Annotated in this window: 12 protein-coding genes; 7 read left to right on the top strand and 5 right to left on the bottom strand. The window is 58.4% G+C overall.

Annotation, left to right across the window (positions count from 1 at the left end; genetic code table 11):
* Nucleotides 1-9: 9 nt before the first annotated feature.
* Both AAGQ88_RS26445 and AAGQ88_RS26440 read right to left on the bottom strand, forming a co-directional pair.
* Complete coding sequence (locus tag AAGQ88_RS26445; protein WP_342654038.1) at nt 10-1,464, bottom strand: alanine/glycine:cation symporter family protein; 1,455 nt, start codon at nt 1,462-1,464, stop codon at nt 10-12.
* 253 nt (nt 1,465-1,717) lie between these two features.
* Nucleotides 1,718-3,142, bottom strand: coding sequence for an aspartate ammonia-lyase (locus tag AAGQ88_RS26440; protein WP_285422879.1), 1,425 nt, complete (start codon nt 3,140-3,142; stop codon nt 1,718-1,720).
* Between the two features lie 357 nt (nt 3,143-3,499).
* Between AAGQ88_RS26440 and AAGQ88_RS26435 the strand changes: the two genes are divergently transcribed.
* The 5 genes from AAGQ88_RS26435 (at nt 3,500) to AAGQ88_RS26415 (ending at nt 7,276) form a co-directional block, all read left to right on the top strand.
* Complete coding sequence (locus AAGQ88_RS26435; protein ID WP_342654037.1) at nt 3,500-4,411, top strand: LysR substrate-binding domain-containing protein; 912 nt, start codon at nt 3,500-3,502, stop codon at nt 4,409-4,411.
* Between the two features lie 210 nt (nt 4,412-4,621).
* Nucleotides 4,622-5,113, top strand: coding sequence for a 5-(carboxyamino)imidazole ribonucleotide mutase (gene purE / locus AAGQ88_RS26430; protein ID WP_074754780.1), 492 nt, complete (start codon nt 4,622-4,624; stop codon nt 5,111-5,113).
* Nucleotides 5,114-5,120: 7 nt separating this feature from the next.
* Nucleotides 5,121-6,203 carry a 5-(carboxyamino)imidazole ribonucleotide synthase gene (locus AAGQ88_RS26425; protein WP_342654036.1) on the top strand — a complete coding sequence of 361 codons (1,083 nt, stop codon included), beginning with the start codon at nt 5,121-5,123 and terminating at the stop codon, nt 6,201-6,203.
* 212 nt (nt 6,204-6,415) lie between these two features.
* A complete protein-coding gene (locus AAGQ88_RS26420) occupies nt 6,416-6,661 on the top strand; it encodes a GlsB/YeaQ/YmgE family stress response membrane protein (protein ID WP_093466343.1) in 246 nt (81 codons plus the stop codon).
* A gap of 78 nt (nt 6,662-6,739) precedes the next feature.
* Entirely contained in the window at nt 6,740-7,276 is a 537-nt protein-coding gene (locus AAGQ88_RS26415) for a DUF3299 domain-containing protein (RefSeq protein WP_342654035.1), read from the top strand.
* A gap of 80 nt (nt 7,277-7,356) precedes the next feature.
* On the opposite strand, the gene AAGQ88_RS26410 is transcribed toward AAGQ88_RS26415, so the two are convergent.
* Both AAGQ88_RS26410 and AAGQ88_RS26405 read right to left on the bottom strand, forming a co-directional pair.
* The gene (locus AAGQ88_RS26410; protein WP_285422882.1) at nt 7,357-8,268 is read right to left on the bottom strand and encodes a D-hexose-6-phosphate mutarotase; all 912 of its coding nucleotides are present in this window, start codon (nt 8,266-8,268) and stop codon (nt 7,357-7,359) included.
* A gap of 99 nt (nt 8,269-8,367) precedes the next feature.
* Complete coding sequence (locus AAGQ88_RS26405; RefSeq protein ID WP_093466337.1) at nt 8,368-8,769, bottom strand: acyl-CoA thioesterase; 402 nt, start codon at nt 8,767-8,769, stop codon at nt 8,368-8,370.
* A gap of 380 nt (nt 8,770-9,149) precedes the next feature.
* Between AAGQ88_RS26405 and AAGQ88_RS26400 the strand changes: the two genes are divergently transcribed.
* Complete coding sequence (locus tag AAGQ88_RS26400) at nt 9,150-10,445, top strand: MFS transporter (RefSeq protein WP_342654034.1); 1,296 nt, start codon at nt 9,150-9,152, stop codon at nt 10,443-10,445.
* A 56-nt stretch (nt 10,446-10,501) separates the two neighbouring features.
* On the opposite strand, the gene AAGQ88_RS26395 is transcribed toward AAGQ88_RS26400, so the two are convergent.
* Nucleotides 10,502-11,857 carry a hypothetical protein gene (locus AAGQ88_RS26395; protein WP_342654033.1) on the bottom strand — a complete coding sequence of 452 codons (1,356 nt, stop codon included), beginning with the start codon at nt 11,855-11,857 and terminating at the stop codon, nt 10,502-10,504.
* Between the two features lie 453 nt (nt 11,858-12,310).
* On the opposite strand from AAGQ88_RS26395, the gene AAGQ88_RS26390 reads away from it, so the two are divergent.
* Nucleotides 12,311-13,282, top strand: a complete 972-nt coding sequence (locus tag AAGQ88_RS26390) for a phosphate ABC transporter substrate-binding protein PstS family protein (protein ID WP_285422885.1) — start codon at nt 12,311-12,313, stop codon at nt 13,280-13,282.
* Nucleotides 13,283-13,294 lie beyond the last annotated feature (12 nt).

Below are 13,294 nucleotides of genomic sequence, written 5' to 3'. Positions count from 1 at the left end.
GTCAACAGATTAAGGTGTTTCAGTGGCCGGCTTGCTGCTCGCAACCGCAGGCGTGGCGACCGATTGAGCGTGGCCGGGCTTGGGCCAGGCTTGCAAGTCCAGATCCAGATCCGGGAACTGACTGGAATCGAAGACCGGCGTATCGATGCCTGCCTTTCGCTGTGCGTCGTAGTCCTGCAGGATACGCAAACCGACTTTGAACAGCATCGCCAAGGCGATCAGGTTAACGAACGCAAGCAACGTCATCGTGATGTCGGCGAAGGCAAACACGGTTCCAAGGTCCTCGACCGCACCCCACAGGATCAGCGCCAGCACCAGTGCGCGATAACCAATCAGCGCCTTGCGGTTTTCACCGAGCAGGAATCGCAGGCTGTTTTCGCCCAGATAATAGTTGTAGAGGATCGAGGTGAACACGAACAACGCCAGCGCCACGCTGATGAACAGCTTGCCCCAGTCACCGACGACGGCTGCCAGCGAGTTCTGCGTCAGCGCGATGCCGTCGCCCTCGAAGCCTGGCGTGTAAAAGCCCGACAGCAGGATCAGCAAAGCGGTGCAGGTGCAGATCACGAATGTATCGAGGAAGACGCTGAACGCCTGAACCACACCTTGCGCAACCGGATGCTGAACGTCAGCCACCGCTGCGACGTTAGGGGCACTGCCCAGGCCTGCTTCGTTGGCGAATACGCCGCGCTTGACGCCCATGACGATAGCGCTGCCGATCAGGCCGCCGAACACTTCGTCCAGCCCGAAAGCGCTTTTGACGATGGTCATCAGCATCTGCGGGACGTGTTCGAACTGCACGCCGATGACATAGAGCGTCACGGCGATGTAGACCAGCGTCTTGATCGGAACCAGCAGATCGGCCACCGCCGCGATACGTTTGATACCGCCGATGAAAACCAGGCCCAGCAGCACCGCCAGGCCGATACCGGCATAGCCCGGGGAAATCTTGAACGCGTCATTGAGCGAGTGGGTAACGGCATGGGATTGCAGGCCATTGAAGGCGAACCCGAATGTCACCAGCAGCAGGACAGCCATGACCATGCCCAGCCAGCGTTTGCCCAGCCCGTGCTGGATGTAATACGAAGGACCGCCGCGATACTGGCCTTCTGCGTCGCAGCGTTTATACAGCTGGCCGAGGGAACATTCGAAGAAACTGCTGGCCATGCCGACCAGTGCCGTGACCCACATCCAGAACACTGCGCCAGGGCCGCCGAGGGTGACCGCAATGCCGACGCCGGCGATGTTGCCCGCGCCGACGCGCCCGGCCAGGCTGAGCATCAGGGCCTGAAACGAGCTCAGCTGGCCCGAGCTGCTGCGCAGGCTCTCGCGAAAGACCGCGAACATGTGGAAGAAGTGGCGTAACTGAACGAAGCGCGAGCGAATTGTGAAGTATCCACCGAGCCCGACAATGAGCACGATCAGCAGTTTTCCCGAGAGGAAGTCGTTGATGACTTCAAGCATTGAATGTTCCTCGCTTTTTTAGAGGGGCCGCACTATACCGGTGCGCGTTATTGGAGTCTGTAAACCATTTCCTGCTTTGCGGGTGCACATTGCCCTTCAGGAGGCCGCAGGCAATTGTGACTCGCGTGAAGTTGAACAATTCCGGGCAAAAAAAAAGGGCCTGAAGTGTCTACTTTCGGCCCTCAAAAGGGTGAGGGGTGTCTAGGCCCTCAGCCTGGTGATCGTGTTGCAGTCAAGGCGTCAGCGTCCGGAATCAGGCCTTTAGAGGTACCAGTCTGGGCGCGATCATGTTTTCGGGGCGCAGAATGTCGGCGAGCATGACGTCGTCGAGCAGGCCTTCTTCACGCACCAGTTCCAGTACACCGCGGCCTGTTTCCAGGGCAACGCGGGCGATACGCGTGGCGTTTTCGTAGCCGATGTAAGGGTTCAGTGCGGTGACCAGGCCAATCGAGTGTTCGACCAGTTCACGGCAACGGACTTCGTTGGCGGTGATGCCGACGATGCAATGTTCGCGCAGCATGTCCATGGCACGTTGCAGCAGGCGGATCGAATCAAAAATCTTGTACGCGATCAGGGGCTCCATCACGTTCAGCTGCAGCTGGCCGCCTTCGGCTGCGACAGTGAGCGCCAGATCATTACCCATGATTTCGAACGCGCACATGTTCACGGCTTCCGGAATCACCGGATTGACCTTGCCCGGCATGATCGAGCTGCCCGGCTGGCGCGCCGGCAGATTGATTTCATTGATACCGGTACGCGGTCCGCTGGACAGCAGGCGCAGGTCGTTACAGATCTTCGAGAGCTTGACGGCTGTGCGCTTGAGCATGCCTGAGAACAGTACAAAGGCGCCCATGTCCGAAGTGGCTTCGATCAGGTCAGCCGCAGGTACCAGCGGCTGACCGCTGATGGTCGCCAGACGCTGCACTGCCAGGTGCTGATAGCCAGGGTCGGCGTTGATGCCCGTGCCGATTGCGGTACCGCCCAGGTTGACCTCGGTCAGCAGTTCAGGCGCCAAGCTGCGCAGACGGTTGAGGTCCTCAGTCAGCGTGGTAGCAAAGGCCCGGAATTCCTGGCCCAGCGTCATCGGCACGGCGTCCTGCAACTGGGTGCGGCCCATTTTCAGGACGTGGTTGAATTCCTGACCTTTGGCCGCGAATGCCTGAATGAGGCTGTCGAGGCTGGCGAGCAAGGCGTCGTGACCCAGCAGCAGACCCAGACGGATCGCCGTCGGGTAGGCGTCGTTGGTCGACTGCGCCATGTTCACGTCATTGTTGGGGTGCAGGTAGTTATATTCGCCTTTGGCATGGCCCATCGCTTCGAGCGCAATGTTGGCGATGACTTCGTTGGCGTTCATGTTGGTCGAGGTGCCAGCGCCGCCCTGAATCATGTCGACGACGAACTGCTCGTGGAAATCGCCCCGTATCAGACGAGCACATGCTTCGCTGATTGCCGCGTGCTTCTCATTGCTCAAATGACCCAACTGATGGTTCGCATCGGCAGCCGCCTGCTTGACCATTGCCAGTGCCACGACCAGCTTTGGATAGTGCGAGAGCGGAACGCCGGAGAGGTGGAAGTTGTTCACCGCACGCAGGGTCTGAATGCCGTAATACGCTTCAGCGGGTACTTCGAGGACGCCAAGCAGGTCTTTTTCGATGCGAAATGATGCAGCGCAGGACATGATAGAGAAAGTCTCAAGAGAGGCACGGACTAAGCCGGAACGCCTTTAATACTAGGCCTGTGGACGATTGCGAACCAATGCTGTTAAGCGCTAGCCTATGCGCAAACGGCATAATGCGGATGTGACGTTCGGATTGTGACGAGCGTGTGAAGGGCGACGCGTCTCATGTTGCAGGAGCGTGGCTTGTCTTTGGGCCGCATCCCGCGATCTGGCGCTCAGCGCCAGCGGAACCTGATAATGCGGGTTGGCAAGTCATTCTTGAGTCGCCTGATTTCGCTGCCGCTACGCGCCAGATCGCGGGGCAAGCCACGCTCCTACAATCGAAATCTAACTTGGCTCCCAATGGCGGAGAACACGATGAACCTGGAAAGCAAATGGCTGGAAGATTTCAGCGCGCTGGCCGCGACCCGCAGCTTCTCCCAGGCGGCGGAGCGGCGCTTCGTCACGCAGCCGGCGTTCAGTCGACGCATTCGTAGCCTTGAGGCCGCGCTGGGGCTGACGCTGGTCAACCGGTCGCGCACGCCGATCGAGCTGACCGCGGCCGGGCAATTGTTTCTGGTCACTGCTCGCACCGTCGTCGATCAGTTGGGTGAGGTGCTGCGCCACTTGCATCATCTGGAAAGCGGGCAGGGCGAGGTCATGCAGATCGCCGCCGCACACTCACTGGCGTTGAGCTTCTTCCCGCGCTGGATCGCGCAGTTGCGTAACGAGGGATTGAACATTGCGACCCGTCTGGTCGCCACCAACGTTGGCGACGCGGTGCATGCGCTGCGCGAAGGTGGCTGCGACCTGATGCTGGCGTTCTACGACCCCGACGCTGCGTTGCAGATGGACGCCGAAATATTTCCGTCGCTGCACCTTGGCATGACCGAAATGCTGCCGGTCTGCTCGGTCGACGCCGACGGCCAACCGTTGTACGACCTGGAATGCGAACAGAGCGTGCCGCTGCTGGCCTACAGCGCTGGGGCGTTTCTTGGGCGTTCGGTCAACTTGCTATTACGTCAGCGCGCGCTGCGCTTCACGACGGTGTACGAAACCGCCATGGCCGACAGCCTGAAGGGCATGGCGTTGCAGGGTCTGGGCATCGCATGGGTGCCGCGACTCAGTGTCACGGCCGAACTTGAACGCGGCGAGCTGGTGATCTGCGGCGGCCCACAGTGGCACGTGCCACTGGAGATCCGCCTGTATCGCTGCGCGCTCGTGCGCAAGGCAAACGTGCGCCTGCTGTGGCGCAAGCTTGAGGGCGGCGCATCACAACCCGGCGCTTGACCTTCGAGTCAGTAAACACGCGGGATCCGGCCCTTGATGATCGGCTGACAGGAGGTCGTCAGCGTTCTGTCAAACAGCACTCTTTGCGGTATACTGCGCGGCCTTTGGCCGGTTCGACTGGTCATAATTCGTACGACAAGCCACGCCGGTCCTCCCGCGTGGCTTGTTGTTTTTAGACGCGCCTGCGGGCGCCCGATGAGAGGCACGACGATGAGCGCACTGGTTGGCGTGATCATGGGCTCCAAGTCCGATTGGTCCACCCTTAGCCACACCGCCGACATGCTGGAAAAGCTCGGCATTCCGTACGAAGTCAAAGTGGTTTCGGCTCACCGCACGCCGGATCTGCTGTTCCAGTACGCCGAGGAGGCCGAGGGCCGTGGCATCGAGGTGATCATCGCCGGTGCCGGCGGCGCCGCTCACCTGCCGGGCATGTGCGCGGCCAAGACCCACCTGCCGGTGCTGGGCGTTCCGGTTCAGTCTTCCATGCTCTCGGGCGTCGATTCGCTGCTGTCGATCGTGCAGATGCCGGCAGGCATTCCGGTTGCCACTCTGGCCATCGGCAAGGCAGGCGCAATCAACGCTGCGCTGCTCTCGGCGAGCATCCTGGGCGCCAAACACCCGCAATTCCACGCGGTGCTGAAGAAATTCCGCACTGAGCAGACAGACAGCGTTCTGGACAATCCAGACCCACGCGAGGCCTGAGGTTTTCATGAAGATCGGCGTAATCGGTGGCGGCCAGCTGGGCCGCATGTTGGCTCTGGCGGGCACACCGCTGGGAATGAACTTCGCTTTTCTCGACCCGGCGCCGGATGCTTGTGCTGCCGCACTGGGTGAGCATCTGCGTGCCGATTACGGCGATCAGGATCACTTGCGTCAGCTGGCTGACGAAGTGGATCTGGTGACCTTCGAATTCGAAAGCGTGCCGGCTGAAACGGTCGCGTTTCTATCGCAGTTCGTGCCGGTTTATCCGAGCGCAGAGGCCCTGCGTATCGCCCGTGATCGCTGGTTCGAAAAAAGCATGTTCAAGGACCTGGACATTCCGACGCCTGCGTTCGCCGACATTCAGTCCCAGGCGGATCTGGACGCTGCGGTTGCCAGTATCGGCCTGCCTGCCGTGCTGAAAACTCGCACGCTGGGTTACGACGGCAAAGGGCAGAAGGTCCTGCGCGAGCCGAAAGACGTGGTCGACACCTTCGCCGAGCTGGGCAGCGTGCCGTGCCTGCTCGAAGGCTTCGTGCCCTTCACCGGTGAAGTCTCGTTGATCGCCGTACGCGCGCGTGATGGCGAGACCCGTTTCTATCCGCTGGTGCACAACACCCATGACAGCGGCATCCTGCGCCTGTCCATCGCCAGCACCGATCACCCGTTGCAGGGACTGGCAGAAGACTACGCCGGCCGTGTGCTCAAGCAGCTGGACTACGTCGGCGTGCTGGCTTTCGAGTTCTTCGAAGTCGACGGTGGCCTGAAAGCCAACGAGATTGCCCCACGTGTGCATAACTCTGGGCACTGGACCACTGAAGGCGCCGAATGCAGCCAGTTCGAAAACCACCTGCGCGCCGTGGCTGGCCTGCCGCTGGGCTCGACGGCCAAAGTGGGCGAGAGCGCAATGCTCAACTTCATCGGCGAAGTGCCTGCAGTGGATAAAGTCATCGCCATCGAAGACTGTCACCTGCATCACTACGGCAAGGCGTTCAAGACAGGCCGCAAGGTCGGTCACGCGACCGTGCGCAGCAAAGACCGCGCGACCCTGGATCAACAGGTGAAGCAGGTCGAGGCGCTGATCAAGAACTGATCAGTCGCAGCGGTCCTCGTAGGAACGCGCGTGCCCGCGATCAGGGTGGGTCAGGCACCCACCCGTTTGACCCTTATCGCATCCCGGGCAAGCCGCGCTCCTGCAAGTCCGTGTTCATTACGTTGAACCATTCATCCCCCGCGCCCCTCTCATAGCGTGTTGCCGATAGCCGACTAGGCTTTGGCATATTCATTCAAACAGAGGGACATGGCATGGGAATCATTGGAACCATCTTCATCGGCCTGATCGTGGGTCTGCTCGCGCGTTTTCTGAAACCGGGCGACGACAGCATGGGCTGGATCATGACCATTATTCTGGGTATCGCCGGCTCTCTGGTCGCGACCTATGGTGGTCAGGCGCTGGGTATCTATCAGGCAGGCGAGGGTGCAGGCTTCCTCGGCGCGCTGGTGGGCGCAATTGTGCTGCTGGTGATCTACGGCCTGATCAGAAAGAAATGAAAATGACGCTGGCCCTCTGCGTTATTGCGGCGCGGAGGGCTAGAATGCCCGGCACATCATCCTCAGCCGAGCCTCTCAATGCGTCGCCTTCTTCTCGTTTCCCTGCTGCTGGTCTGTGGACTGGCATGCGCCGCTGAACCGCCTGAAACCGACTGGCTGGAGCTGATGCCCAAGTCGGATCAGAAAGCCCTCGAAGCCATGCCCGAAATCGACCACAACTCCCCGGAGGCTCAAGGGACGTTCGACAGCAAGGGCGGTTTGAAACAGAGCAAGGGCTTGCCTGCGGTCATGTATTCGACCAAAACCGTAGCTGCCATGAATGACAAAACCATTCGTCTGGGCGGTTATCCGGTTCCGCTGGAAACCGACGCCAAAGGCCACAGCACGCTGTTTTTCCTGGTCCCTTATCCTGGGGCCTGCATCCACGTACCGCCTCCGCCGCCAAACCAGCTGGTCCTCGTTCGTTATCCCAAAGGCCTGAAGATCGACGATATCTACACGCCGCTGTGGGTAATCGGCACCTTGAAGGTCGAGAAGGTCAGCAACGACCTGGCCGACGCCGCCTACGCGCTGGATGCATCGAAGGTGCGAGTGGTGACTGAGGCGGATTTGTAACGCTCTCTGGCAGAAGTTGCAGCTGGGGCAAACCTGTGGGAGTGAGCACGCTTACTCCCACAAAGCTGATCATTGTCTGATCAATCGTCTGTCAAAGGCTCTGCCCAGATGCTCACGCTCATCACATGCATGTCGTTGGGCTTGAGCGTCACGATGTCGCCCATGACGTTCGCGGTTTCGACACATACCATGTTCTGCCAGCCGTCAGCTTCCATGTCGCTGAAGGTCTTGGTTTTCTCGATCCACGGGTTCCATACCACCGAAGAGTTCGAACCGATGGTTTGAATCTGGATTCGGCGTTTCCACGCGGGATCGACAATCGAAATCAGGTCGGGCGTGTCTTGATAGATGCGGTCTGTTTCGCCAGTGAACGTGATGTCACCTGCCTGCACATTCTGTTTTTCCCAGCTTTCCAGCGTATTCAGGTAGCTGACGCCGTCCAGGCCTTCGATGCTGACCTGTTTGATATCGCTGATGGCGAAATAGCTGTGCAGCGCCTGGCTCAGGGTGACGTCTTCGGGTCCCGCGTTAAAGCTGACCAGGCTGACGTTCAGTGCTGCATCAAGGCGGATCTGCAGCTTCAGGCCGACGGTGTGCGGCCAGCCTGGCAGCTGCCCTTCAGCCTTGGGCTGAATGAACTCGACGATCAGTGCTTCGCCATCTTCGCCCATGCCCATCAATTCCCAGTCGATCGCACGGACCTCGCCGTGGGCGTTCGCCGGTTCACTGCTCTGGCGCATGGCCTGAACGCTCTGCGGGTTGCGCTGGAAGTTGCCGAACCAAGGCCAGCAAATCGGCATACCGCCACGAATCGCCTTACCTTTGTGGAAGACTGCGCCCGGATTGGACCAGATCAGAGGCTGATCGCCATCAACCTGATAGCTGACGATGTGCGCGCCCTGCTGGGCGACAACCAGTTCGGCCTTGCCATGGCTGATTCGCCAGCAATTAAGCTCACCGAGCTGGATGGATTCGACTTGTGGCGTAGGCATAGGGGCTCTCACTCGAAGGACAGTGACTGAATCAGACTGTGCCAAGCTTGATGAGTTTAATGCCCAAAGCCAAGTGCCGCGCTGCTGAAGCGTGATCCGTCAGCGCCGCGCGGGAACCGAGCGGGTGCGGCCGCTGCCGTCGATGGCCACGAATACAAACACGGCCTCGGTGACTTTGCGCCATTCGCTGGACAGCGGGTCGTCGCTCCATACCTCGACCATCATCTGGATCGAGCTGCGGCCGATTTCCAGCGTCTGCGTATAAAAGGACAATTGCGCGCCCACGGCGACCGGTACCAGAAACGCCATGCGGTCGATCGCGACGGTTGCAACGCGCCCGCCCGCGACTTTGCTGGCCATGGCCGTACCGGCCAGGTCCATCTGGGCCACCAGCCAGCCACCAAAAATGTCGCCGAAGCCGTTGGTTTCGCGTGGAAGCGCGGTGATCTGCAATGCCAGATCGCCTTGCGGGATAGGATCTTCTTGTTCGAGCTCAATCATGCCGGGGTCCCTCTGACCCATGACTCTCAAGTCTTCATTACGTTAGAAAGGGAAACTCTGCGAAAACGACTTGGTGAAAATGGCTTCGCACAATTTCCCTGAATGACGGGTGGAGTCGCGGCTGGCAAGTATATCGGCCGATGCCCCGAGACACGACCGTTGGGTTCCCATTTAGCCCCTCTCTCATTGCAATCGATGTGCACCTGCACACAATTTGCTATCGTGCCGAACCGATTTGGCACACTAAGCCTTTATTGGTACGCAATTTTGATGCCCGATTGCACAGTCGAGTCGATAAATCGCGTATGGAGCCGTTACCCGCGGCCTTTTTCGCTGTTGATCATTCGTCTCAAGAGAGCCTCAAAAGAGAAGCCATTGTCATGTCCTCTGTGTCTTCAAGTGCCGCGCAACCCTCGCGCCCACTGACCCGTAACGATTACAAAACCCTGTCGCTGTCCGCACTGGGCGGCGCGCTGGAGTTCTACGATTTCATCATTTTCGTGTTCTTCGCGGCAGTGGTGGGCAAGCTGTTTTTCCCCGCTGACATGCCGGAATGGCTGCGTTTGATGCAAACGTTTGGCATTTTTGCCGCCGGTTATCTGGCTCGACCGCTGGGCGGCATCGTCATGGCGCATTTTGGCGATCTGCTGGGTCGCAAGAAAATGTTCACGCTCAGTATTTTCCTGATGGCGGTGCCGACGCTGATCATGGGCTTGCTGCCGACCTACGAACAGATCGGAATGTTCGCACCGTTGTTGCTGCTGTTAATGCGCGTCATCCAGGGTGCCGCGATCGGGGGTGAAGTGCCAGGTGCGTGGGTATTCGTTTCCGAACACGTTCCCGCACGTAACGTCGGTTACGCCTGCGGTACCCTCACTTCCGGGCTGACTGCCGGCATTCTGCTTGGTTCGCTGGTGGCCACGTGGATCAACAGCATCTATTCACCGGCTGAGGTTTCGGATTACGCATGGCGTATTCCTTTCCTGCTGGGCGGTGTATTCGGTCTGATGTCGGTTTACCTGCGCCGCTGGTTGCACGAGACGCCGGTATTCGCTGAGCTGCAACTGCGCAAACAACTGGCTGACGAAGTCCCGCTCAAGGCCGTGCTGCGTGATCATCGCGGTGCTGTGGTGTTGTCGATGGCACTGACCTGGTTGCTGTCGGCAGGCGTTGTCGTGGTCATCCTCATGACGCCGACGCTGCTGCAAACCAACTTCGGTTTCGCGCCGGCGGTCACGTTGAAGGCCAACAGTCTGGCCATCGTCCTGCTGAGCCTGGGCTGCATCGGCGCGGGCGCACTGGCGGATCGTGTTGGCGCAGGCCTCGTGTTCCTGGTCGGCTCGCTTGGGCTGTTGGTCACGTCGTGGACCTTCTATCACACCGTTGGCGATCATCCCGACTTGCTCTATCCGCTCTACGCACTGACCGGCCTGTTCGTTGGCACCATCGGCGCGGTGCCATTCGTGATGGTCAGAGCCTTCCCACCAGTCGTTCGCTTTTCCGGACTGTCCTTTTCCTACAATCTGGCCTATGCAATCTTCGGCGGGCTGACCCCGATGGTGGTGCAGGGTATGAACAAGGTGAACCCGATGGCGCCCGCCTGGTATGTGGCTATTCTGTGTGCATTGGGGATGGTGATCGGCGTGTATTTGCTGCGCAGCCGGCGGATCAATTGATGTGAAAAGCTTCGCGCTCGCGGCATTATCAAGCCGCGAGCGCGAAGCTTGCACCGTCAGACTTTGACGGCAAGTATCGTCGGTTTTCCACCGGACTCACCTGCAACCAGTATCTGGTCTGGCCTGGGTTGGACGAATCCGGTCGACGCGTTGGATATAACGTCCGCGTCGGTCAGTGTCCCGAACTTTGCCGGATTGGGCACAAAGGTCTCGTCGACACTGCCGTCCATATTGAAACGCCCGACTACAGGTCCAGATGATGTGGGTTGTCTCCACCTCCCCAGTGCAATCACTTTTTCAGGCGTCTGCGCCGCTATGCCCGCTTGATGCCACATATCCACATAAGGCGGATCAACGAAGGCGTGAACAGCCGGCTCGCCTCCGTTAAAGCTCTCTTCCGGCGAGCCGTTGGTACCGTATAGCCCGACCAGACTTTTCCATCCCCTTTCAAGCGACGTGCCTGCTACGAGCATGACGGGAGGGGCCTCGTAGACCGAGCGAAACTCATGAAACTGACCTTCTATCTCGGTTTCGCTGACCCCGTTTGTGCCAAAACTTTTATCAAGATTGCCCTCAGTGTCGAACTTCATGATCAGCCCGCCCAGTCCAAAACCATCGGGCCGGTGAGTCGTCCCGCATGCGAGAATACCGCCGTCCTGACTTGGGGCAAGGCTTGATATCCTGATCAGTTTTTCGGGGTAATCAGGATGTCTCGGTGTCCATATACCACCTTCCTGAAAAGTGGTATCCAGTGCGCCCTTCTGCGTCAATCGTAAAATATGATAGTCAGGAGGAGACTTGTTATATTCGGCAATGCCGACAAATATACCCGATGAACACACAATGCAGGCGTTGCCATCAAAGAGTTGTGCATCAGCGGCCGCAAATGTGTCGATATCCACTTTGCCTTCAATGCCGAAGCTTGAGTCTGGCGTGCCATCGCTCAATCTTTTTGTAAGGGCATGAGCGTGATAGATATTGCCACCGTCTACCCACATAGTGGATCCCCAATTGAATATATCGCCAGCCGTTGTTTCGTGAAGGCCCTTGAGGACGGTTATCTTCCCGGGCTCTTTCGTGAAATGTGCTTCGATAGACCCTGTTCCAAGGCTCCCAAATGAAGGGTCTATGTTTCCGGCGGCGTCGAACCGCGCCACGTAGGCTTCGTAGCGTCGTCCCGGAAGGTCGACGTTAAGGATATCGTAATAGGTTGCGAGGAAATAACCTGGCTTGGCGACACTGGATATTATGCATGTAGCCCAGCCATTGTCATTCCCGAGCCTTAATTTGCCTGCAGCCCCGAATGTTTGATCGTACTCGAGCGTTCCCAGTGATCGAGGTGAAGTCTGACGATCATCGGTATGGCCATAGAGATAAGATTTCGAAATCTCCTCGCGAAGTTTATTGTCCATAATGTATTGCCTCGTATAAAGGTGCGCTTCCCTGGCACGTATTCGCTATCCACGAAAAAGTGCGGATAAGAATGTATATAACAACTTTTAGGCGAATGTCTTGGATGGGTGGTCGCCATACAGTGAGTCTGGATCAGCGAGAGCGATTACGGTAGATTAAATCGCGATTTCAGATTTATCTCTTATCGCGCTTTCAATACACCGGTTACGACGAGTAAGCACTTCACCTTGAAATTGCGAATCGGTGCGCGCGGCAAAAAATGCTGACTGAATGCCTGAATTGCCGTGTGGATGCGCGCATGCGGGTCTAGGCAGGCAGATGAATGTGCCGCTGTCCATTCCGGGAAATGAATACGCGTCTTTCTCGGTTTCATGGATATGTCACAATTCAGACATAGAGTAGTCACATGGCCATCTCCCCGGCCAGCACCCTAATCTCGCCAGGAGCAAGGCATGACACTCAAGCGTTTGATGACCGCACTGACTTTTGTCGCTGCTGGCTTTACCGCGGCGGCGGCGGTTGCTGCTGTTGATCCGGCGATCAAGGCCTACGAAAAAACCAGCGGGGTGTCGGGCAATCTGTCCAGCGTCGGCTCGGATACGCTGGCGAACCTGATGACGATGTGGGCTGAGGCCTACAAGAAAGAATACCCCACCGTGAACATCCAGATTCAGGCTGCCGGTTCCTCGACAGCGCCGCCTGCGTTGACCGAGGGCACGGCAACGCTCGGCCCGATGAGCCGCAAAATGAAAGACGGCGAGCTGTCTGCGTTCGAGCAGAAGCATGGGTACAAACCGACTGCCATTCCGGTTGCGGTTGATGCGCTTGCGGTGTTCGTCCATAAGGACAACCCGATCAAAGGGCTGACGTTGCAGCAGGTCGATGCGATCTTCTCGGCAACCCGCTTGTGCGGCGGCAAACTCGATGCGAAGACCTGGGGCGACGTGGGCGTGACGGGTGACCTTGCGGGTAAGTCCATCCAGCTGTTCGGCCGCAATTCGGTGTCCGGGACCTACGGTTATTTCAAAGAAGAAGCGCTGTGCAAGGGAGACTTCAAGCCCAACGTCAATGAGCAACCGGGCTCGGCTTCGGTCGTCAGCTCGATCAGCAGCTCGCTGAACGGCATCGGTTATTCGGGTATTGGCTATAAAACGTCCAGCGTGCGCACCGTGCCGCTGGCGAAAAAGCCCGGTGGCGAGTTCGTCGAGGACAACGAAGCCAATGCGCTCAACGGCACGTATCCACTGGCGCGCTTCCTTTATGTCTACGTCAACAAGGCGCCCAATAAACCGCTGAATCCCCTCGAGGCCGAGTTCGTAAAACTGATGCTGTCCAGACAAGGTCAGGAAGTTGTCATGAAAGACGGGTACATTCCTTTACCAGCCAAGGTCGTCAGCAAGGCATTGGCTGATCTGGGGCTATAACAATGGGCTGCG

It is taken from the genome of Pseudomonas sp. F3-2 (assembly GCF_038804275.1).
Taxonomy (GTDB): domain Bacteria; phylum Pseudomonadota; class Gammaproteobacteria; order Pseudomonadales; family Pseudomonadaceae; genus Aquipseudomonas.
This window is presented reverse-complemented; position numbering and strand designations above follow the sequence as displayed.

Coding starts and splice junctions, on each gene's coding strand:
- AAGQ88_RS26445 (WP_342654038.1), bottom strand. CDS start 1,464: ATGCTTGAAGTCATCAACGACTTCCTCTCGGGAAAACTGCTGATCGTG.
- AAGQ88_RS26440 (WP_285422879.1), bottom strand. CDS start 3,142: ATGTCCTGCGCTGCATCATTTCGCATCGAAAAAGACCTGCTTGGCGTC.
- AAGQ88_RS26435 (WP_342654037.1), top strand. CDS start 3,500: ATGAACCTGGAAAGCAAATGGCTGGAAGATTTCAGCGCGCTGGCCGCG.
- purE (WP_074754780.1), top strand. CDS start 4,622: ATGAGCGCACTGGTTGGCGTGATCATGGGCTCCAAGTCCGATTGGTCC.
- AAGQ88_RS26425 (WP_342654036.1), top strand. CDS start 5,121: ATGAAGATCGGCGTAATCGGTGGCGGCCAGCTGGGCCGCATGTTGGCT.
- AAGQ88_RS26420 (WP_093466343.1), top strand. CDS start 6,416: ATGGGAATCATTGGAACCATCTTCATCGGCCTGATCGTGGGTCTGCTC.
- AAGQ88_RS26415 (WP_342654035.1), top strand. CDS start 6,740: ATGCGTCGCCTTCTTCTCGTTTCCCTGCTGCTGGTCTGTGGACTGGCA.
- AAGQ88_RS26410 (WP_285422882.1), bottom strand. CDS start 8,268: ATGCCTACGCCACAAGTCGAATCCATCCAGCTCGGTGAGCTTAATTGC.
- AAGQ88_RS26405 (WP_093466337.1), bottom strand. CDS start 8,769: ATGATTGAGCTCGAACAAGAAGATCCTATCCCGCAAGGCGATCTGGCA.
- AAGQ88_RS26400 (WP_342654034.1), top strand. CDS start 9,150: ATGTCCTCTGTGTCTTCAAGTGCCGCGCAACCCTCGCGCCCACTGACC.
- AAGQ88_RS26395 (WP_342654033.1), bottom strand. CDS start 11,857: ATGGACAATAAACTTCGCGAGGAGATTTCGAAATCTTATCTCTATGGC.
- AAGQ88_RS26390 (WP_285422885.1), top strand. CDS start 12,311: ATGACACTCAAGCGTTTGATGACCGCACTGACTTTTGTCGCTGCTGGC.